This window comes from Thiovibrio sp. JS02, assembly GCF_053485635.1.
In genome coordinates this window covers 1,608,882-1,628,611 of sequence record NZ_CM130715.1, presented here as the reverse complement: position 1 = coordinate 1,628,611, position 19,730 = coordinate 1,608,882, and the positions used below count along the sequence as shown (strand labels likewise).

Genomic DNA, 19,730 nt, shown 5'->3' with positions numbered 1-19,730 from the left:
CGGATTTTCCATGTTACGAATTGATATAGAAGCCTGTATTGGTTGCGGCGTCTGTGAAAGCACCTGTACTTTCGGGGCGATCAAGGTTGAAGACGGTCATGCCGTTGTCGGTGATTCCTGCACCCTGTGTGGAAGCTGTGTCGATGTCTGCGAGGTTGGCGCCCTTTCCATCGAAAGGGAGGAAAAGGCGACCCAGGGCAATCTTGCCGACTGGTCCGGGGTGTGGGTGTATGCGGAATGCCGGCATGGCAGACTTGCGCCGGTGGCCCTTGAGCTGCTCGGCGCCGGCCGCAAGCTGGCGGAGAAAAGGGGCGTCGCGCTCAGCGCCGTGCTTTTGGGCCATCAGCTCGCCGGCCTGCCGGAAGAGCTGGTCGCCCACGGGGCGGACAAGGTTTTTGTCGTCGATGACCCTTCGCTTGCCGCCTTTACCGATGATGCTTACGGCAATGCCTTGAGCGGCCTTGCCAGGCAACACAAGCCCGAGATCATCCTTGCCGGCGCAACGGCCATCGGCCGCTCCTTTATTCCCCGGGTTGCCACCACCCTCGCCACCGGCCTTACCGCCGATTGCACCGATCTGGCGATCCGGGAAGAGGACGGCGCGCTGCTGCAGACCAGGCCGGCATTCGGCGGCAACATCATGGCGACCATCGTCTGTCCGCATACCAGGCCGCAGATCTCCACGGTTCGCCCTCTGGTGATGAAACCGCTGCCCCGGGACGCGGGCCGCAAGGGCGAGATCGAGCAGGTGGCGCTTGCCGCCGGCCAACTCACTCCTCGGGTCAAGGTTCTTGACTCGGTGGTGGAGGATCTTGACAAGGTGAACCTCACCGAGGCCGACATTGTCGTAGCCGGCGGCCGGGGCCTGGAAAACGAAAAGGGCTTTGCCATGATCCGCGAGCTTGCCGATCTTCTTGGCGGTGCTGTCGCTGCCTCAAGGGCCGCCGTGGACAGCGGCTGGATCCCCTATCCCCATCAGGTCGGGCAGACCGGCAAGACCGTGGCGCCGAAGATCTATATCGCCTGCGGCATTTCCGGGGCGATCCAGCATCTGGTTGGCATGCAGTCGGCCGACACGATCATTGCCATCAACCGGGATCCCGATGCGCCGATTTTCAACGTGGCCACCTACGGGATTGTCGGTGATGTTTTTGAAGTGGTCCCCAAGCTGATTGCCAAATTCAAGGAAAGGAAATCCCAATGAGCCTTACCGGGAAAATAGCGGTGGTGACCGGCGGCAGCCGTGGCATCGGCCGCGCCATCTGTCAGCGCCTGGCCGCGCAGGGCGCCAAGGTTATCGTCAATTACGTCAGCAATCCTGCCGCGGCCGAAGAGACCGTGGAATCCATCCGCGCCAAGGGCGGCGCCGCGGAAACGGCCCGGTTCAACGTGGCGGTCCCCGCGGAAATCGAGGCGGCATTCGAGAAGATTCTCAAGGAGCAGGGCAGGGTGGATATCCTGGTGAATAACGCCGGTATCACCCGGGACGGCCTGCTCATGAAGATGAAGGAGGAGCAGTGGGACGAGGTGCTCAATACCAACCTCAAGGGCGTTTTCCTCTGCACCAAGGCGGTGAGCCGGGCCATGATGAAGCAGCGTTGGGGCAGGATCATCAATATCACCTCGGTGATCGGTTTTGCCGGTAATGCCGGGCAGGCGAACTATGCGGCGGCCAAGGCCGGCATCGTCGGCTTTACCAAATCCGTGGCCAAGGAGCTGGCAAGCCGCGGGGTTACCGTCAACGGGGTGGCACCCGGCTATATCGTCACCGATATGACCAGGGATCTCTCCGAGGAGATCACCAACACCATCAAAGGCGAGATCCCCATGGGCATTCTCGGCGAGGCCGAGGATGTGGCCGGGGCTGTCGTCTATCTGGCGTCTGACGATGCCCGCTATGTGACTGGACAATTTCTCCACGTCAACGGCGGCATGTTTATGTGATAACGGGTAGGAAGAATTTGGGTAAGAGGCTTTTACCGTAAACTAGGAAGGAGAAGAGAACATGTCTGTACAAGAGAAACTCATTGATATCATTGCCGAGCAGCTGAGCGTGGATAAAGAGAAGGTCGTGCCGGGCGCTTCTTTCATCGATGATTTGGGCGCTGACTCCCTGGATCTGGTCGAGCTGATCATGGCCATGGAAGAGGCTTTCGACGTCGAGATCGCCGATGAGGTGGCCGAGAAGATCACCACCGTGCAGCACGCCATCGACCATATCAACAAGGTTGCCGGTTGATTCTGTTTTTTTTTTAGGCAACAGGCAATCCTAGGGAATATTTGAGGACTGACCTTGGTGGGTATTTGCCCGCCAAGGCTTTCCTGTCTCTGCAAACAGATGATGAGGGTCAGCGTGGGCAGAAGAGTAGTGGTGACGGGAGTCGGCTTGGTTACCCCACTGGGGACAGGGGTTGAGAAAACTTGGAGCGGCCTTTGCGAAGGCAAGAGCGGGATCGGTCCCATCACCCGCTTTGACGCCAGCGAGGTCGGAGTCACAATCGCCGCCGAGGTCAAGGACTTTCAGGTCGAAGAGCACATCGACAAAAAGGTGGCCAAGCATCTGGACCTCTTTGTCCAGTATGCGGTTGCCGCGGCGGGCGAGGCCTTGCGGGATGCCGATTTTCAGATCACCGACGCCAATGCGGCCCGGGTCGGCAGCATCATGGGCTGCGGTCTCGGAGGGCTTCCCACCATTGAAAAATATCATCAGGTCGCCCTGGAAAAGGGAACCAAGCGGATCACCCCCTTCTTCATCCCCATGGTCATTCCCAACATGGGCGCGGGCCAGATTTCCATCATCTACGGCACCAAGGGTCCGAATCTCTGTTTGACCACGGCCTGCGCCGCCGGTACCCATGCCGTGGGCGAGGCCTTCCGCTCCATTGCCAACAATGAGTGCGATGTGGCCATCACCGGCGGCAGCGAGTCGGTCATCTGTCCCCTGGCCGTGGGCGGCTTTCACTCCATGAAGGCGCTCTCCACCAGGAACGACGCCCCGGAAAAGGCCTCCCGCCCCTTTGACAAGGATCGTGACGGCTTCATCATCTCCGAAGGTGCCGGCGTGTTGCTTCTCGAAGAGCTTGAACACGCCCAGGCCCGGGGCGCCAGGATCTATGCCGAGGTCGTCGGCTACGGATTAAGCGGCGACGGCTACCACATGGCGGCCCCCCCCGAGGATGGCGACGGCGCGGTGCGCTGCATGCGCATGGCCCTGCAGGACGCCGGCATGCAGCCTGAGGATCTTGATTACGTCAACGCGCACGGCACCTCGACCCCGCTCAACGATGTGGTGGAGACCCGGGCCATCAAGAAGGTTTTCGGCGCCCACGCCTACAAGCTGGCGATCAGCTCGACAAAATCCATGACCGGCCACATGCTTGGTGGAGCCGGTGGCATCGAGTCCGTATTCACCGCCCTGGCCATCAAGCACCAGATCGCGCCGCCCACCATGAACCTGGAAAACCCCGAACCGGAATGCGATCTTGATTACGTGCCCAACAAGGCGCGGGCCATGAAGATCCGGGCCGCCATGTCCAACTCCTTTGGCTTCGGCGGCACCAACGCGGTTCTGATCATGAAGCGATACGAGGGATAACGGTGAAGATAGCCATCGGCTGTGACCATGGCGGCATTGCCTTGAAAGAGGAGATTGTCGCGGTGCTGAAGGAAATGGGCCAGGAGATCGACGACCGGGGCTGTTATTCCACCGAGTCGGTGGACTACCCGGAGTTTGCCAAGGTGGTCTGCTCCCGGGTGCAGAGCGGTGTAGCCGACCGGGGTATCCTCATCTGCGGCACCGGCATCGGCATGTCCATGGTCGCCAACCGTTTTGACGGGATCCGCGCCGCTCTTTGCCATGAGCTGTTCACCGCGCGGATGAGCCGGGAGCACAACGATGCCAATGTCCTCTGCCTGGGCGCTCGGGTGGTCGGCCCCGGCCTGGCCGTGGAAATTGTCCGGACCTGGATCGGTACCGAATTCGCGGGCGGCAGGCATCTGAAGCGGATCCAGATGTTCTGATGGCCGGGCCCGTCCTCCGCGGGCACCGAGAACGTGTTTTTCTGCGGCCGGAATTACCTTGAGTAATTTTTCGGCCGCGATTATTTCTTAAGGCTCACAAGAGTTCCTTTTAACCACAGGGTAGCAACGTGTCATATCTCAAGAATACAGACCCGGATGTGTACCGTTCCATACGGTACGAGTTGGAGAGGCAGAGCAACCAGCTCGAGCTGATTGCCTCGGAAAATATCGTCAGCGAAGCGGTGCTGGAGGCGCAGGGCTCCATCTTCACCAACAAGTATGCCGAAGGGTATCCCCATCGCCGTTACTACGGCGGCTGCGAGTATGCCGACGAGATCGAATCCCTGGCCATTGAGCGGGCTCTGAAGATTTTTGGCGCCGAGTACGCCAATGTTCAGCCCCACTCCGGCAGCCAGGCCAATATGGCGGTCTATTTCGCCTGTCTGGAACCGGGAGACACCGTGCTGGGCATGGATCTGGCCCACGGCGGTCATCTGACCCACGGGGCCGGGGTCAATTTTTCCGGCCAGCTCTACAAGTTCGTCTCCTACGGGGTGGACCGGGAAACCGAGCGGATCGACATGGCCGAGGTGGAGCGGATCGCCCTTGAGCACCGGCCCAGGATGATCGTGGCCGGCGCGAGCGCCTATCCGCGGATCATCGATTTCGCCGCCTTCCGGAAGATCGCCGACAAGATCGGCGCCCTCTTCATGGTGGACATGGCGCACATTGCCGGCCTGGTCGCGGCAGGGGTCCATCCTTCTCCGGTGCCCTATGCCGATTTCGTCACGACCACCACCCACAAGACCCTGCGCGGCCCTCGCGGCGGTCTGATTCTCGCCAGGGCCGAGTTCGGCAAGAAGCTCGACAGCAAGATTTTTCCCGGCATCCAGGGCGGACCCCTGGTGCATGTCATTGCCGCCAAGGCCGTGGCCTTCAAGGAAGCCATGGGGGAAAAGTTCAAAAAGGATCAGGCCCAGGTCGTGAAAAACGCGCAGAAGCTCGGGGAAGCGCTCATCGGCCACGGATTCCGCCTGGTTTCCGGCGGCACCGACAACCATCTGCTTCTGGTGGATCTCACCAACAAGGGAACCACCGGCAAGGAAGCGGAGAGGGCACTTGAAGATGCGGGCCTCACCGTGAACAAAAACGCCATCCCCTTTGATCAGCAGAGCCGTTTCGTCACCAGCGGCATCCGCATCGGCACCCCGGCCGTGACCACCCGCGGCCTCAAGGAGGCGGAGATGGTCAAGATCGCCGATTGGATCAACCGGGCCATTATCAACCGCAGCGACAAGGAGGCATTGAGCAGGATCCGCCTTGAAGTGCGGCTGCTCTGTGATACCTTTCCCCTTTACCCCGATCGGGACCGGGACGACGAGTAAGTGCGATGACAGACACGCGACCCTCCTGGGATGAGTATTTCATGTCCATCACTGAACTGGTGGCGCAGCGCTCCACCTGTCTGCGCCGCAAGGTCGGTGCCATCCTCGTCCGCGACAAGCGCATCATCGCCACCGGTTACAACGGAGCGCCGGCCAAGGTGAGCCATTGCCTTGAGGTGGGTTGTCTGCGCGAGCAACGGGGAATTCCTTCCGGCGAGCGGCATGAACTCTGCCGGGGGTTGCATGCCGAGCAGAATGCCATTATCCAGGCGGCGCTTTACGGGTTCAGCATCGCGGGTTCCACTCTGTACTGCACCAACATGCCCTGCTCGATCTGCAGCAAGATGCTGATCAATTCCCGGATCGAGAAGATCTATTACAAAGAGGGATACGCTGATACCCTTTCTGCTTTGCTGATGGATGAAGCCAAGATTCCCCTGCTCCATCTGGGGTAATTCTGTAACCGGCAGGGGCATGCCCCTGCGCACAGATCATGAAGGCGAAGCCATGAAATGCCCCTATTGTGGTCATCTGGAAAACCGGGTTGTTGATTCCCGCCTGAACAAGGAATACACCATCACCCGTCGGCGGCGGATGTGTGATGCCTGCAACCGCAGGTTCACCACCTACGAGCGGCTGGAAGTGACCATGCCCATGATGATCAAAAAGGATGGCCGCCGGGAGTCCTGGGATCGGGACAAGGTGGTGGAGGGATTGAAGAAGGCCTGCGAGAAGCGGCCGGTGAGCATGGCCCAGATCGACGAATTTGTTGATTCCCTGGAACGCGAGCTTCAGGATATGGGAGAACGCGAGGTGCCGGTGAAGCTCATCGGCGAGCGGGTCATGGACGGCCTCAGAAAACTCGACGGCGTCGCCTATGTGCGCTTTGCCTCGGTGTACCGGCAGTTCAAGGACTTAAACGAGTTCATGTCCGAGTTGAAAGACATGCTGGGCGGGCCGGAAGACCTCAAGGCATGAAAACGGATCTCGCCTGGATGCGCCTGGCCATCAGGGAGGCCAAGAAGGGGCTGGGACGGACCTCGCCCAATCCCTGCGTCGGCGCGGTCATTGTTAAAAACAACCGCTTGCTCGCCACGGGCTATCATCGCAAGGCCGGCACCCCCCATGCCGAGGTGCATGCACTGGCGGCGGCCGGTAAAAAGGCCGCAGGCTCCACCATCTATGTGACCCTGGAGCCCTGCAATCATACGGGACGGACCCCCCCTTGCACCAAGGCCATTTTGGCCAGCGGCATCCGCCGGGTGGTGGTCGGCATGCTCGACCCCAATCCGCTGGTGGCGGGGGGAGGGTGCAAGATGCTTGCCGACAACGGGCTTGCGGTGGAGCACGGAGTGCTCGCCGCTCAATGCCGGGAGCTGAATCGCCCCTTTATCAAACATATCACCACCGGTCTGCCTTGGGTGATCATGAAGGCGGGCGTCAGTGCTGACGGCCGCCTCGCCGTGGCGTCCGGCCAGAGCGGCTGGATCACCAACGAGCAGTCCCGGCGGGAGGTGCACCGGTTGCGGGACAGGGTGGATGCCATTCTCATCGGCAGCGGCACGGCCGTAAGCGATGACCCCTCCCTGACCACGAGGATTCCCGGTCGGCGGGGCAAGGACCCGTTGCGGATCATCCTGGACGCGACTCTCAAACTGCCGCCGGCGGCGAAGGTGCTGCGCCAGGAATCGGCGGCCGCCACCTGGGTCTTTTGCGGTCCCGCCGTCGACCCGACAAGGGCAGCGGCGCTGGTCGCGGCCGGAGCGATTGTCAAGCCGGTCCCGGTGGACAGGACCGGCCGTCTCGATCTGCCCGCCGTGCTCTGCGAGCTTGGTCGCGCCCAGATCACCAGCGTTTTGGTGGAAGGGGGCAGTCGGGTGCACGGGGCTTTTCTTCGGGCCGGGCTCGTTGATGCGGTGAGCCTGTTCATCGCCCCCTGTTTTCTCGGGGCGGACGGGGTCCCGCTTCTCGATGCCCTGGGCTTGGCCTCGGTGCAGGCGGCGCCCCGCTTTCAGACCACCCGGGTGAAGCGATTTGGGGATGATGTTCTGCTGGAAGGGCTCGTTGCCGAAGCGGCAGGGGACTGAAATATGGCGGGAATGGGCTCGTCGGCGTTCCGGCATTGACTTCGGCCGCGCACGTGCTTACCTGTTCTGGCACTTTTATTGGGATGGAAGATGTTTACCGGAATCATACTGGGAAAAGGCAAAATAGTTGAAAAGCGGCCGGCCGGTGGCGGGATGCTCTTTGTCGTCCAGGCGGATTTCGACCTGCCCGACCCGGAAGAGGGCGAGTCCATCGCCGTCAACGGCGTTTGTCTTACCGCCAGGGAGATCAGTGGTCGCAGATTTGCCGTCGATGTCTCGCCGGAAAGCCTTACCCGCACCAATCTCGGCAGGCTCTCCACCGGCGGGGTGGTGAACCTGGAGCGGGCCTTGAGGCTTTCCGACCGGCTGGGCGGCCACATGGTCAGCGGCCATGTCGATGCCACCACGCCGGTGCTTGCGCGCAAGCCTCTGGGCGGTTTCGTTCTCTTTTCCTTTGCGGTGCCGGAAAATCTGGGGAAATACATCATTGAGAAGGGTTCGATCACCATCGACGGCATCAGCCTCACGGTGAACAGCGTGGATGCCAGGGTCTTTTCCGTGTCCATCATTCCCCACACCCTGCAGGTGACCACCCTTGGCGCTCTGAAACAGGGGGATACGGTCAACATCGAGGTTGATCTCATTGGCAAGTACGTGGAAAAACTGCTCTCGGTCAAGGGGAGCGATCAAGAGATGAAGGAATCTCGAATTAATCCCGCTTTTCTCACCGAGCACGGTTTTCTGAAATAAGCGCGGCGTTAAGGGCTGTTAAGGTGAATAACGATGGCTGTAAGTTCGATTGAGGATGTGATTGAGGATATCCGGGCCGGGAAAATGATTATCCTGGTCGATGATGAAGATCGTGAGAACGAAGGGGATCTCTATATGGCCGCGGAAAAGGTGACGCCCGAGGCCATCAATTTCATGGCCACCCACGGCCGCGGCCTCATCTGCCTGACCCTGACTCCGGAACACCTGGAACAGTTGCAGATCCCCATGATGGTGCAGAACAACCAGTCTCCCTTTGAGACGGCGTTCACGGTGAGCATCGAGGCGCGCACCGGAGTGACCACCGGTATCTCAGCGGCGGATCGGGCCCGGACCATCCTTGTCGCCTCGGACCCGGAGGCCAAGCCCTACGATATCGTCAGCCCCGGCCATATCTTCCCCCTGCGCGCCCGCCGCGGCGGCGTTCTGGTGCGCACCGGCCAGACCGAAGGCTCCGTGGACCTTTCCCGCCTGGCCGGTCTGCATCCTGCCGGGGTTATCTGCGAGATCATGAAGGCGGACGGCACCATGGCCCGGATGCCCGATCTGGAGATTTTCGCCAAGGAGCACGGTCTGAAGATCGCCACCATCGCTGATCTGGTCGCCTACCGGACCCGGGAAGACAAGCTGGTCCATCGCGCCGCCGAAACCAGACTGCCCACCCGGTATGGAGAGTTCAGGGCCATCGTCTATACCAATGATGTGGATGACCATGAACATGTCGCCCTGGTGAAGGGCGAGATCGAGCCGGGTCAGGAGATCATGGTCCGGGTGCATTCCGCCTGTCTGACCGGCGATGTTTTCGGCTCCAAGCGCTGCGATTGCGGCGGTCAGCTGCACAATGCCATGCGCATGGTGGACAAGGAGGGCAGCGGCATCGTTCTCTACATGCAGCAGGAGGGACGCGGCATCGGCCTGGTCAACAAGATCAAGGCCTACGCCCTGCAGGAGCAGGGGATGGATACGGTGGAGGCCAACGTCTCCCTGGGATTTAAGGCGGACCTGCGTGATTACGGGATCGGAGCCCAGATTCTCCGCGACCTGGGTGTGCGCAAGATGCGGCTCATCACCAACAACCCGAAAAAGATCGTCGGCCTTGAGGGCTATGGCCTGCAGGTGACCGGTCGGCTGCCCATCGAGATGGAGGCGGAGCCGGAAAACATCAACTACCTGAAAACCAAAAAAGACAAGCTCGGCCACATGCTGGAGCTGAAAAACAAAAACAACGCATAAGCGGGTAAATACTCCGGGAGGAATGAGCATGCCGAAATTTTTTGAAGGAAAACTGCAGGCCGACGGGAAGAAATTCGGGATCGTCATTGCCCGCTTCAATTCGTTCATCGCCGAGCGTTTGCTGGAAGGTGCCATGGACACCCTGCTCCGTTCCGGCGCGGTTGACAAGAATATTGACGTGGCCAGGGTGCCCGGCGCTTTCGAGATACCGTTGGTTGCCCAGAGAATGGCGAGAGGCGGCAAGTATGACGCGGTGATCTGTCTCGGCGCCGTAATCCGCGGGGCCACCCCCCATTTTGATTTCGTCGCCAACGAGGCGGCCAAGGGCATCGCCATGGCCAGCATGGAGTCCGGGGTGCCCATCATTTTCGGCGTTTTGACCACGGATACCATCGAGCAGGCCATTGAGCGGGCAGGTTCCAAGGCCGGCAACAAGGGTTCCGAATGCGCGGCCACCGCCATCGAGATGGTCAACCTCCTCCCTCAACTGCCCTGATTGTCATCCATGGGAACCAGACGCAAATCAAGGGAGCTTGCCCTTACGGCATTGTATCAGGGGGAGATGACCTCCACCCCGGCGGTGGAGAACTTCCCCCTGCTCTGCGACAATTTCGAGGTGAGCAGGAAATCCGTTCCCTACGCCAGGGAACTGGTGGAAGGCATCACGGAAAAGCTCGAAGAGATCAATGCCAAGATAGCTGAAAGCGCGGTCAACTGGCGGTTGAGCCGGATGTCGGTCCTGGACCGCAATATCATCCGGCTGGCTGCCTATGAAATGCTTTACAAGGATGACGTGCCGCCCAGGGTCGCCATCGACGAGGCCATCGAACTGGCCAAGCGCTATTGTACCGATGATTCACCCGCCTTCATTAACGGCATTCTTGATGCCATTCTCAAGAATCTCGACCGTACCGGTTAAGATGCCGATGTGGTCCGGGATAGACTCTCTGCCCTGGAAGTGATACGTTACGGTATGGAACGAGGCACCAGCAGGCACGAAAAACCCACGCTCGGACGCGAGATTCTCTCTGTTATCGGTGTTTTTTTTGCCCTTTTTCTCCTCCTTTGCCTGGTCAGCTACTCCGCCCAGCCCGATTCGGCGCAGGCCGTGGCCGGGAACTGGGGTGGGGCGGTCGGCCGCTTCTGCGCCACGCTGCTCATGGGATTTTTCGGGCTGACCTCCCTCTGGCTGCCGTTTCTGCTGCTCTTCTACTCCCTGCGTCTTTTTTCTCCCAGCCTGAGCGCGGAGAAGCTGCCCCTGATCGTTGCCGGCGGAACCGGCATTCTCTTTGCCAGCAGTGGTCTGATCGGAGCCGCTTCCCTCGGCGAACTGAGTCTTTTCGGCCATCGGTATCCGGCAGCCGGGTATCTCGGCAGAGTTCTTGCTTACCACGGCGCCCAGTTTTTCGGCGGCCCCGGCTCGCTCCTCCTCTTTGTCGTGATCCTCATCATTTCCCTGATGCTTACCCTTGATTTTTCTCCGTATGTTTTTGGCGCCCGGCTCCGTGACACGGTTGCCGAGAGGCGGCAGGCATGGCGGGAGGCCCAGAACATGGAAGATGCTGAGGCTCCCGCCCGGCAGGATGCCCCTCCGGCAAGGCAGAAAATTTCCGCCCAGGATGCGACGTTGGTGCCCAGCGTCCATGAGCCGGTGAAGCTTGCTGGCGCCGACGAGGTGGTTGAGGATGAGTTCCAATTCCTGCCGGCGGCCAGCGGCGCCTACCGGCTGCCCGGCCTTTCCTTGCTTGATAAACCTGAAAACCGCGAAGTGTCGGTGGATCGGGAATACTATTATGCGGTGAGCACCGAGCTTGAGGAGAAGCTCATGAATTTCGGGGTCGAGGGCAAGGTGGTCGGTATTTCTCCCGGTCCGGTCATCACCACCTACGAGTTTGCGCCGGCGCCCGGCATCAAGATCAACAAGATCATCGGCCTGGCCGACGACCTGGCCTTGGGGCTCAAGGCGGAAAGCGTCCGCATTGTCGGCTCCATTCCCGGCAAGGCGGCCCTGGGGATAGAGATCCCCAACCCGGAGCGCCATGTGGTCTATGTGCGGGATATTTTTGCCCATGAAAAGTTCCAGAAGGCCGCCTCCAGGCTGACCATCGGCCTGGGCATGGATGTGGTGGGCAATCCCGTGGTCGCGGATCTCGCCAGAATGCCCCATCTGCTCATTGCCGGCGCCACCGGCTCGGGAAAAAGCGTGGCGGTGAACACCATCATCTGCTCCATCCTTTTCAACGCCACCCCGGAGGAGGTGCGGTTGCTCCTCATCGACCCCAAGCGCATCGAGCTTTCCGGCTATGAGGATATTCCGCATCTGCTGCACCCGGTGGTGGTGGACCCCAAGCTGGCCAGTCGGGCCCTGCTCTGGGCGGTGCGTGAGATGGAACGCCGTTATCAGCTCATGGAGGAGGCCAAGGTCAAAAGCCTGGCCAGCTACAACGCGGCGGCGGAGAACAAGCTGCCCCTCATCGTCATCATCATCGACGAGCTGGCCGACCTGATGATGGTTTCCTCCCGCGAGGTCGAGGATGCCGTGGCCAGGCTCGCCCAGATGGCCCGGGCCGCGGGCATGCATCTGATCCTCGCCACCCAGCGGCCCTCGGTGGACGTGCTCACCGGGCTCATCAAGGCGAATTTCCCGACCCGCATGTCCTTCAAGGTCTCTTCCAAGATCGATTCCCGCACCATTCTCGACGGCAGCGGCGCCGAGCATCTCCTGGGCGCCGGCGACATGCTCTTCATGCCGCCGGGCACCAGCAAGATCCAGCGGATTCACGGCGCCTACATTTCCGAAAAGGAAACCGAGCGCATTGTCGCTTTCCTGAAAGAGCAGGGCACTGCCCGCTATGATGAGGCCGTGCTCAGGCTCGCCGAGGAGGGTGAGACTGCCGAGGGTGATGGGGGCGGTGAGCTGGATGAAAAATATGACGAGGCCGTGGCCCTTGTCTGCGAGACGGGTCAGGCCTCCATTTCCATGGTGCAGCGTCGTTTGCGGGTCGGTTACAACCGGGCGGCCAGGATGATCGAACTCATGGAAAGGGAAGGGGTGGTGGGGCCTGCCGACGGCTCAAAGCCCCGTGAAGTGCTGGCAAGGAAGAGCTATTAAAATTTCCGCGACATTCTCTTGCTGAAATGTAAGAAATGAATAAAGTACTAAAAAGCCAGTGGTGTTTTAATCTTGCTGTTTTTTTTGAGGAGGTTCTATGAAAGTGGCTGGAACGCCCATTGATATAACAAAGGTTCGCACGGTGGTGTTCCACATGCCCGATGGCGAGAAGATTTCCATCAGCATGGACGGGATCGAGCAATTCATGGAGCTTGGTCCCGGACGCATCTGTGACACCTCGGAGATCGACGGAGTGGTTCATTTTTTTCCGCGTGGTAATGCCTAGCCTTTTTGGAAAGCGCTATTTTTGCCGAGCACATTCCCGTGGGGAGGATGTGCTCTTTTTTTTTGTCAGTCTTGCTACAATTTCTTGATATGTTGAGAAAAACTGCTACCCTGAAAATGCTGTGAGGCTCTCTTTCGTCAATGGACGGGTTTTCAGGACAACCAATGGTTTTTGCCGTTACTCATAATTGCAGCCACTGCGCGCAGCCCCTGGCCATCAAGGAAACGGATCGCCTGGTGGCATGCGGCTCCTGCCGGGGCAACAATCTGCTGCCCAGCCGGAATACAGCCCGCTATGTCATTCCCCATGCCCGCAAAGGGGCGCACCAGCTGTTCGTCCCCTATGCCCATCTGCGCGGCACCCTTTTCAGCTGCGGCAAAGCAGGGGTAACGCAGGCGGCCTTCGAGGTGATCCGTCTCGCCGCTCCCCTCGATTTTCTTCCCTCCACCATCGAGCTGCCGCAACAGACGGTTCTTCGGTTTGCCCGGGCGGAAAAAGGGGTTGTTTTTCTCAACAATACCGTGAGTCTGAACAGGATTCTCGCCGAGGCGCTCAAGCTGACCGCGCCCCCTGGCGTGCGTCTTTTTCATCAGGCGTATGTCGGCGACACGACAAGCCTGATCTACTACCCCCTCTCCCTGTTCGGTGATCATGTTTTTGACGGCGTGAGCGGCGAGGCTTTGGCGGATCTTCCCGGTGGCGCCGCCGAAATCTTTTCCGCTCTGGCAATCAAGGATTTCAGCTGGAAACCGCTCGTCCTCCCCGGCGCCTGCGGCCGATGCGGGACAAAATTCGAAGGGGCTCGGGAGAGCGAGGTTCTGCTCTGCGGCAAATGTCAGAGTGCTCTCCTGGTCGCGGAAGAGGCGCTGAAAAAGGTGCCCTGGGCAACCATCCCCAGTCAGGAAAACGATCTGGTCTATCTTCCTTTCTGGAAAATTGCCGCTTCCGCCGCCGGAGGCGCCATCAACACCTACGGCGAATTTGCCGAAGCGACCGCGCAGCCCCGGGAAGTGCGGGCGAGCAACGAGGAGATGGCCATGCAGTATTGGATTCCGGCTTTTCGGATAAAACCGCGCGCGTTCCTGGAGCTGGCAAGCCGTTTTACCGTGAGCCAGCCCGGAGTCGGGGAGAGCAAACACCTGCCGGTCCAGGAAACGCGGCCGGTGACCGTTTCTTTAAACGAGGCGTTGCAGAGTCTCAAGATAACCTTTGCCAATGCAGCGGTGAATCAGGAGAATATCTTCCCCTGGTTGCCGCGTCTGCGTTTCCAGGTCAAGAGCTATCAGCTTGTCTTTGTTCCCTTTGCACGGGCAGGCAGCGGCTTGCGCCACGCGCAGAACGGGGTTGTGGTCCGGCAGGAGGACTTCCACTGAGAGGCGTCCCGTCAGGGCCCGGAGGCCCGTATCCCTCCAACCACTTCTTTTCTTACTGACAATGCGGGTAGATACCTTAAGCGACGGTCATGTGCACACCAGACTCTGCCACCACGCCAAAGGCGAGATGGAGGAGTATGTCCTGGCCGCCGTGGGCAACGGGCTCAAGGAAATCATCTTTCTTGAGCATCTGGAATGCGGCATCCGCTACTTTGAATCCACCTGGCTTTCCGCGGATGATTTTGCCTTTTACCATGCCGAAGGGTGCAGGCTCAGGGAGCGCTACAAGGGGAAAATCCGGATCGGCCTCGGAGTGGAGGTCGGGTACAACCCAAAGGCGGTGCCTGAATTGCTTGGTTTTTTGCGGCAATACCGATGGGACCGGGTCGGGGTATCCTTTCATTTTTTTGAGATTGCAGGCCGGCACTACAACGTGGTGAGCCGCAAGCCCTACAATCTGGAGGCCTTGGCCGCCCATGGAATCGAAAAGGTCATCTCCGGTTACTTTTCCGCTCTCCTTGAGGCCATTACCCTTTTGCCCGGCACGGTTCTTTGTCATCTCGACGCCGTGCTCCGCCATCATCCGGACACCCGCTTCAGCGAGGCGCATCACGACAAGATCAGAGAGGTTCTGCGGGCCATGCGGGAGAAAGGGATGGCTCTGGAGGTGAACACCTCCGGGTTTTCCCTGCGCGGAGCGCCCTATCCCGCCGGTTGGATCGTCGAGGATGCGGAGCGTCTGGGTATTCCCCTCCTGGCAGGCTCCGATGCCCACAAGCCCTCGGATGTAGGCCGTTTTTTTGCCCAATTGGCCTCTCGACCGTCTTAGCCGTGGTTGGGCAGGGATCTTGCCGCCCTGTGTGTTTGTGCGCCCAATGGGATGGGGGCGGGCCGGTTTACCCCAGGTTGACGGTGAGGGGAATGGTGTGCAGCTTCCTGGTGACGGAATTGGTGGCGCCGAGCCGCCAGCCGGTGCAGGTGGCCCTGCCGGCAAGCAGGGTATTGATCTCTTCCACCAGCCCCTTGATGTTGATGACCGGATGTCTGCTGAAGACTTCGGGCAGGCCGTAGGTGAGGTTGCAGGCCAGGCATCTGCCGGGCCGTTCATGCAGTTCCAGGGCAAAGTTGAGACAGGTGCCGGTTTGTCCCGTGAAGACGAGTTTGATGTCGTAGGCGCCTTCCTCGGCGTCGCCGAAAAGGGCGTCAAAGAACCGGTTGGCGCGATCCGCCGGGAAGAGCTTGCTCAATGCTTCATTGCTGAAAAGATCGGTCATGTTCTCCATCTCACTGGTCTTTTGTCTCTTGACGCCGAAGCGGCGCGCACTGTTTGACAGGCTGTTGAAAAACTCGTTTTTCGTCGGCCTGCCGGCGATCCAGGGGGATGGATCGCCAATTTCAGCGGGGATCAACCCGTTGAAACCGTGAGCACTCGAAGGATTCTCTTCGGCGAGTGCGTACTTGGAAAAGCCAGGATGGCTTTTCCAACATCCTGTAAAGATATGAACGCATAGCTAATCTACCATCTGGCCCCCAAAATTCAACTTTTTTTGTCGAAAGGAGCCTGGCGGTTGTGTTAGAGTTGCCGCCATGCAGCAATCCCTATTTCCACCCCCCCGAAAAACCGAGGAACCAAGGCCAGTAGGCCGCATCAGCCGCCAGGATCTCAATGAGGCCCAGCATGAGGCGGTGACCACCATTACCGGGCCCATCCTGGTCATTGCCGGCGCCGGCAGCGGCAAGACCCGCACCCTGGTCTATCGTCTGGCCCACCTCATCGGACAGGGCGTGAACCCGGAGGAGATTCTCCTGCTCACCTTTACCCGCAAGGCGGCCCAGGAGATGCTGCACCGGGCCAGTTTTCTGGTCGATTCCTCCTGTCAGCTGGTGACCGGCGGCACCTTCCACGCCGTCGCCAACCTGCTCCTGCGTCGCCATTGCCGTCAGCTCGGCTATGAACCGAATTTCACCATCATTGACCAGTCCGATGCCGAGGGGATCGTCAACCTGCTCAAGAACTCCCTCAGTCTTGGCGGCGAGAATAAACGTTTCCCCTCGAAAAGGATCATCGTCAACATCCTCAGCAAGTCCGTGAACAAAGGCATGGCGCTGGAGGAGCTGGTTGAGGACGAATACGGCCACCTGCACGATTTTCTTGACGATCTCCTCACCATTCGCAAGCATTATCATCAGTTCAAGCTGGAGCACGGCCTCATGGACTATGACGATCTCCTCGTGAACTGGCGCAGGGTTCTCGCCGAGTTTCCCGAGGTGCAGGCCGAACTTGCCGGCCGCTTTACGCATATCATGGTGGACGAGTACCAGGATACCAACCCCATCCAGGCCCAGATCGTCCGCCTCATGGCCAGCCGGCACAACAATGTCATGGTGGTCGGCGATGACTCGCAATCCATTTACAGCTTCCGGGGCGCTGATTTCCGCAACATCATGGATTTCCCCAATCTTTTTCCCGGCACCCGGCTCATCCGCCTGGAGGAGAATTACCGCAGTTCCCAGAAGATTCTCGACGTGACCAACGCCATCATCGAGCGCGCCCAGGAAAAGTACACCAAGACCCTCTTCAGCAAAATTGAGGGTGGGGAAAAGCCGTATCTGTATGGGGCGCGGGACGAGGCCCAGCAGGCGCGCTACGTGGCGGAAAAAATCGCTTCCCTCAGGAATGAAGGCGTGGACCTGGGGGAGATCGCCGTGCTCTTCCGCTCGGGTTTCCATTCCTACAAGCTGGAGCTGGAGCTGGCCAACCGTCAGATCGAGTTTGAAAAACGGGGGGGGCTCAAGCTCACCGAGTCCTCCCATATCAAGGATGTGCTCTCCTACCTGCGGATCGTGGCAAATCCCCACGACCACCTCTCCTGGAACCGGCTTCTCCTGCAACTCGACAAGGTCGGCCCCAGGACCGCCCAGAACATCCTGAGCCGGGTTAAAAGCGCCGAGGATCCCCTTGAGGCCCTCAAGGAGTATCCGGCCGGCAAGAGCTGGCAGGGCGGCTTGCGTGAGCTGCTGGATCTGCTGACCCGTCTGCGGCTGCCCGGGCTTGCCATGTCCGCGATGTTTGATGAGATCATGGAGTACTATCAGCCCGTTTTCGAACGGCTCTATCACGACGATTATCCGCGGCGGCGCCGGGATCTGGAGCAGCTGCAGCTCATCATGGCCGGCTATGCGCAACTGCAGAGCTTTCTTGACGATGCCTCCCTTGATCCGCCGCAGGCAGAGGACGGGGCCGCAGTCGGCAGCAGCAGGCTGATCCTTTCCACCATTCATTCCGCCAAGGGGCTTGAATGGGACAATGTCTTTATCATCAACCTGGCCGACGGCAAATTCCCCTCCTCCCAGGCCATCCTGCCGGAACAGCGGGAGGAGGAGCGCCGGTTGCTTTACGTGGCGGCCACCCGGGCCAGAAAGCGCCTCTATCTCGTCTATCCCCAGGAGGTGATGTCCTATGACAATCACGGGGCGCGCGGCGGCATTTCCCCCTTTCTCCAGGAGCTTCCCCACGGCCTGACCCAGACGGCGGCGGTGGCCGGGGGCTGGCAGGCGCCGGCTACCTTTTATGAACGGGAGAAGGGCGGCCGCACCGATTTCGGGGTGCCGCCGGCGCGAAAGCCCGCCTCTGCCACGTCTGCTGACGATCCGGCGACAAGGCTCGCCGTGGGCCTGAAGGTGCGGCATTCTTTTTTTGGGGAGGGCAGAGTGGAAAAGATGGCCGGGCCGCGTTCGGTGGATGTGTTTTTCCAACGTTACGGCAAAAAGACCCTTCACCTTGATTACGCCAAACTGGAGATCCTGGCATGATGAACTATCGGGAGGCGTGGGCCTTTCTCGACAAGCTGCAGTTTTTTAAGATCAAACTGGGTCTTGAGAGCATGCGCCAGTTTCTCGACTCGGTGGGCAATCCCCAGGAGAAGCTGCGTTTCATCCATGTTGCCGGCACCAACGGCAAAGGCTCGGTTTCGACGACCCTGCTTGCCATTTTGGCCAGGGCCGGCTACAAGGCAGGCCTCTATACCTCGCCGCATCTCAGTTCGGTTCGGGAGCGGTTCAGGATCAACGACCGTTATATCTCCGAAGAGGCCTTTGCCGAGCATGCCAGCGCAATCCGGCAAGCACTCGGTGAAAACCAGATCACCTATTTTGAATTCACCACCGCCCTGGCCCTGCTCTGGTTCGCCAAGGAAAAAGTGGACGTGGCCATCCTTGAGGTTGGCATGGGCGGCAGGCTAGATGCCACCAATGTCGTCTTGCCCCTGGTCGGGGTGATCACCAATGTCAGCATGGACCACGAGCAGTATCTGGGCGACAACCTGACCGCGGTGGCCGGGGAAAAGGCGGGCATCATCAAGGAGGGGGTGCCCTTGGTTTCCGGGGTGGCTCCCGACGAAAGCCGGACGGTGGTGGAAGCGGTCGCCCGGGAGAGGCGCGCTCCCCTGTTTCTGTCGGGCCGGGATTTCAAAACGGAGCGGGCCGCCGGCGGCTGCTGGCGTTATCTGGGCGCCGGCCCGGGCGCCTGGCGGCTTGACAATCTGCGCTGCGGCCTGGTGGGCGACTACCAGATCGACAACGCCGCCCTTGCCCTGGCCACTCTGGAGCAGCTGGCAGCTACTTTTCCGGTGCCGGCGGAAGCGATCAGGGAGGGGCTCGTGTCGGTGCGCTGGCCTGGCCGGCTGGAGTTTTTCTGTCTTCGCGAGGGCAAACGCGTCGAGTGTCCGGCAAAGGGGGCAGAAAAATCTGCCCCGCCCGTGTGCCGCTATCTCCTGGACGGCGCCCATAACCCGGCCGGGGTGGAGAGTCTCACCTCCGCCCTGCGGCGGGATTTTGCCTATGAACGGCTCATCTTGGTCTGGGCCTGCATGGCGGACAAGGATGTGGCTAAAACCCTGCGGGCCGTTTCTCCCCTGGCCGACCGGATCGTTTTCACCCGGCCCGAGAGTGAGCGTTCGGCGACACCGGAGTCGCTCATGGCCCTGCTGCCTGAGGCCGAGCGCGGCAAGGCGGTTGGCGCGGTGACCGTTGCCGAAGCCCTGGCCCGTGCAGCCGAACTGGCCAGGGAGAACGACCTGATCTGCGTGGCCGGCTCCCTCTATCTGGTGGGCGCGGCCAGGCAGAAGCTCCTGGGGGACTTGGTGGGTGGCTGAGGATCTTGACTTCTTTTTTACCGGAGTGGACGAGGCCCGGATCCGCAAGGAGCGCGCCAAGGCGCGGGAGATGCGGAAGACCAACTGGTGGCGCAACAAGCTCGCCCAGGGGCTCTGCCACTATTGCGGTCGGAAATTTTCCCCCAAGGATCTGACCCTGGATCACATCGTGCCCCTGGCTCGCGGCGGCACCAGCAGCAAGGGCAACATGGTCACCTGCTGCAAGGAGTGCAACAACCTGAAAAAGACCATGCTGCCCATCGAGTGGCAGGAGTATATGGAGAGGCTCGGCAGGGGAGAGGGGTAGCGGGGC

General features: G+C 60.2%; 21 protein-coding genes. 20 read left to right on the top strand and 1 reads right to left on the bottom strand.

Features of this window, described 5'->3' with window-relative positions:
- The first annotated feature begins 10 nt into the window (after window positions 1-10).
- The 17 genes from ACUUL3_RS07580 (at window position 11) to ACUUL3_RS07500 (ending at window position 15,093) form a co-directional block, all read left to right on the top strand.
- Entirely contained in the window at window positions 11-1,204 is a 1,194-nt protein-coding gene (locus tag ACUUL3_RS07580; RefSeq protein ID WP_448556056.1) for an FAD-binding protein, read from the top strand.
- Complete coding sequence (gene fabG, locus ACUUL3_RS07575; RefSeq protein WP_448556054.1) at window positions 1,201-1,944, top strand: 3-oxoacyl-[acyl-carrier-protein] reductase; 744 nt, start codon at window positions 1,201-1,203, stop codon at window positions 1,942-1,944. Before ACUUL3_RS07580 ends, fabG begins: the two co-directional genes overlap by 4 nt.
- Window positions 1,945-2,005: 61 nt before the next feature.
- Window positions 2,006-2,239, top strand: coding sequence for an acyl carrier protein (gene acpP / locus ACUUL3_RS07570; RefSeq protein ID WP_448556052.1), 234 nt, complete (start codon window positions 2,006-2,008; stop codon window positions 2,237-2,239).
- 114 nt (window positions 2,240-2,353) lie between these two features.
- Window positions 2,354-3,595, top strand: coding sequence for a beta-ketoacyl-ACP synthase II (gene fabF, locus ACUUL3_RS07565; protein WP_448556050.1), 1,242 nt, complete (start codon window positions 2,354-2,356; stop codon window positions 3,593-3,595).
- A gap of 2 nt (window positions 3,596-3,597) precedes the next feature.
- On the top strand, window positions 3,598-4,020 hold the full coding sequence (gene rpiB, locus ACUUL3_RS07560; protein ID WP_448556049.1) for a ribose 5-phosphate isomerase B: 423 nt from the start codon (window positions 3,598-3,600) through the stop codon (window positions 4,018-4,020).
- A gap of 128 nt (window positions 4,021-4,148) precedes the next feature.
- Window positions 4,149-5,405 (top strand): serine hydroxymethyltransferase, encoded by a 1,257-nt coding sequence (locus ACUUL3_RS07555; RefSeq protein ID WP_448556047.1) that lies wholly within the window; start codon window positions 4,149-4,151, stop codon window positions 5,403-5,405.
- Between the two features lie 5 nt (window positions 5,406-5,410).
- The gene (locus ACUUL3_RS07550) at window positions 5,411-5,860 is read left to right on the top strand and encodes a deoxycytidylate deaminase (RefSeq protein ID WP_448556045.1); all 450 of its coding nucleotides are present in this window, start codon (window positions 5,411-5,413) and stop codon (window positions 5,858-5,860) included.
- A gap of 52 nt (window positions 5,861-5,912) precedes the next feature.
- Entirely contained in the window at window positions 5,913-6,383 is a 471-nt protein-coding gene (nrdR, locus tag ACUUL3_RS07545) for a transcriptional regulator NrdR (RefSeq protein ID WP_448556452.1), read from the top strand.
- Window positions 6,380-7,492: a bifunctional diaminohydroxyphosphoribosylaminopyrimidine deaminase/5-amino-6-(5-phosphoribosylamino)uracil reductase RibD gene (gene ribD, locus ACUUL3_RS07540; RefSeq protein WP_448556043.1), complete on the top strand. Its 1,113-nt coding sequence runs from the start codon at window positions 6,380-6,382 to the stop codon at window positions 7,490-7,492. Before nrdR ends, ribD begins: the two co-directional genes overlap by 4 nt.
- Before the next feature lie 90 nt (window positions 7,493-7,582).
- A complete protein-coding gene (locus ACUUL3_RS07535; protein WP_448556041.1) occupies window positions 7,583-8,242 on the top strand; it encodes a riboflavin synthase in 660 nt (219 codons plus the stop codon).
- A gap of 33 nt (window positions 8,243-8,275) precedes the next feature.
- Complete coding sequence (locus tag ACUUL3_RS07530; RefSeq protein WP_448556039.1) at window positions 8,276-9,493, top strand: bifunctional 3,4-dihydroxy-2-butanone-4-phosphate synthase/GTP cyclohydrolase II; 1,218 nt, start codon at window positions 8,276-8,278, stop codon at window positions 9,491-9,493.
- A 28-nt stretch (window positions 9,494-9,521) separates the two neighbouring features.
- The gene (gene ribH, locus ACUUL3_RS07525; RefSeq protein WP_448556037.1) at window positions 9,522-9,989 is read left to right on the top strand and encodes a 6,7-dimethyl-8-ribityllumazine synthase; all 468 of its coding nucleotides are present in this window, start codon (window positions 9,522-9,524) and stop codon (window positions 9,987-9,989) included.
- A 9-nt stretch (window positions 9,990-9,998) separates the two neighbouring features.
- Window positions 9,999-10,412, top strand: coding sequence for a transcription antitermination factor NusB (nusB, locus tag ACUUL3_RS07520; RefSeq protein ID WP_448556035.1), 414 nt, complete (start codon window positions 9,999-10,001; stop codon window positions 10,410-10,412).
- Window positions 10,413-10,466: 54 nt separating this feature from the next.
- The gene (locus ACUUL3_RS07515; protein WP_448556033.1) at window positions 10,467-12,605 is read left to right on the top strand and encodes a DNA translocase FtsK 4TM domain-containing protein; all 2,139 of its coding nucleotides are present in this window, start codon (window positions 10,467-10,469) and stop codon (window positions 12,603-12,605) included.
- Window positions 12,606-12,702: 97 nt separating this feature from the next.
- Complete coding sequence (locus ACUUL3_RS07510) at window positions 12,703-12,891, top strand: hypothetical protein (RefSeq protein ID WP_448556031.1); 189 nt, start codon at window positions 12,703-12,705, stop codon at window positions 12,889-12,891.
- 164 nt (window positions 12,892-13,055) lie between these two features.
- Window positions 13,056-14,264 (top strand): hypothetical protein, encoded by a 1,209-nt coding sequence (locus ACUUL3_RS07505; protein ID WP_448556029.1) that lies wholly within the window; start codon window positions 13,056-13,058, stop codon window positions 14,262-14,264.
- Window positions 14,265-14,355: 91 nt separating this feature from the next.
- The gene (locus ACUUL3_RS07500; protein ID WP_448556027.1) at window positions 14,356-15,093 is read left to right on the top strand and encodes a histidinol-phosphatase; all 738 of its coding nucleotides are present in this window, start codon (window positions 14,356-14,358) and stop codon (window positions 15,091-15,093) included.
- A gap of 67 nt (window positions 15,094-15,160) precedes the next feature.
- Here ACUUL3_RS07500 and ACUUL3_RS07495 read toward each other — a convergent pair whose 3' ends face one another.
- Window positions 15,161-15,673 carry a pancreas/duodenum homeobox protein 1 gene (locus ACUUL3_RS07495; RefSeq protein ID WP_448556025.1) on the bottom strand — a complete coding sequence of 171 codons (513 nt, stop codon included), beginning with the start codon at window positions 15,671-15,673 and terminating at the stop codon, window positions 15,161-15,163.
- Window positions 15,674-15,851: 178 nt separating this feature from the next.
- Between ACUUL3_RS07495 and ACUUL3_RS07490 the strand changes: the two genes are divergently transcribed.
- From ACUUL3_RS07490 to ACUUL3_RS07480, 3 genes are read left to right on the top strand one after another with little or no spacing between them, the layout of a single operon-like run.
- The gene (locus ACUUL3_RS07490; protein ID WP_448556023.1) at window positions 15,852-18,077 is read left to right on the top strand and encodes an ATP-dependent helicase; all 2,226 of its coding nucleotides are present in this window, start codon (window positions 15,852-15,854) and stop codon (window positions 18,075-18,077) included.
- Window positions 18,074-19,417 (top strand): bifunctional folylpolyglutamate synthase/dihydrofolate synthase, encoded by a 1,344-nt coding sequence (locus tag ACUUL3_RS07485; RefSeq protein WP_448556021.1) that lies wholly within the window; start codon window positions 18,074-18,076, stop codon window positions 19,415-19,417. The genes ACUUL3_RS07490 and ACUUL3_RS07485 overlap by 4 nt, the downstream gene beginning before the upstream one ends.
- The gene (locus ACUUL3_RS07480; protein ID WP_448556019.1) at window positions 19,410-19,724 is read left to right on the top strand and encodes an HNH endonuclease; all 315 of its coding nucleotides are present in this window, start codon (window positions 19,410-19,412) and stop codon (window positions 19,722-19,724) included. The genes ACUUL3_RS07485 and ACUUL3_RS07480 overlap by 8 nt, the downstream gene beginning before the upstream one ends.
- The last annotated feature ends 6 nt before the right edge of the window (window positions 19,725-19,730 follow it).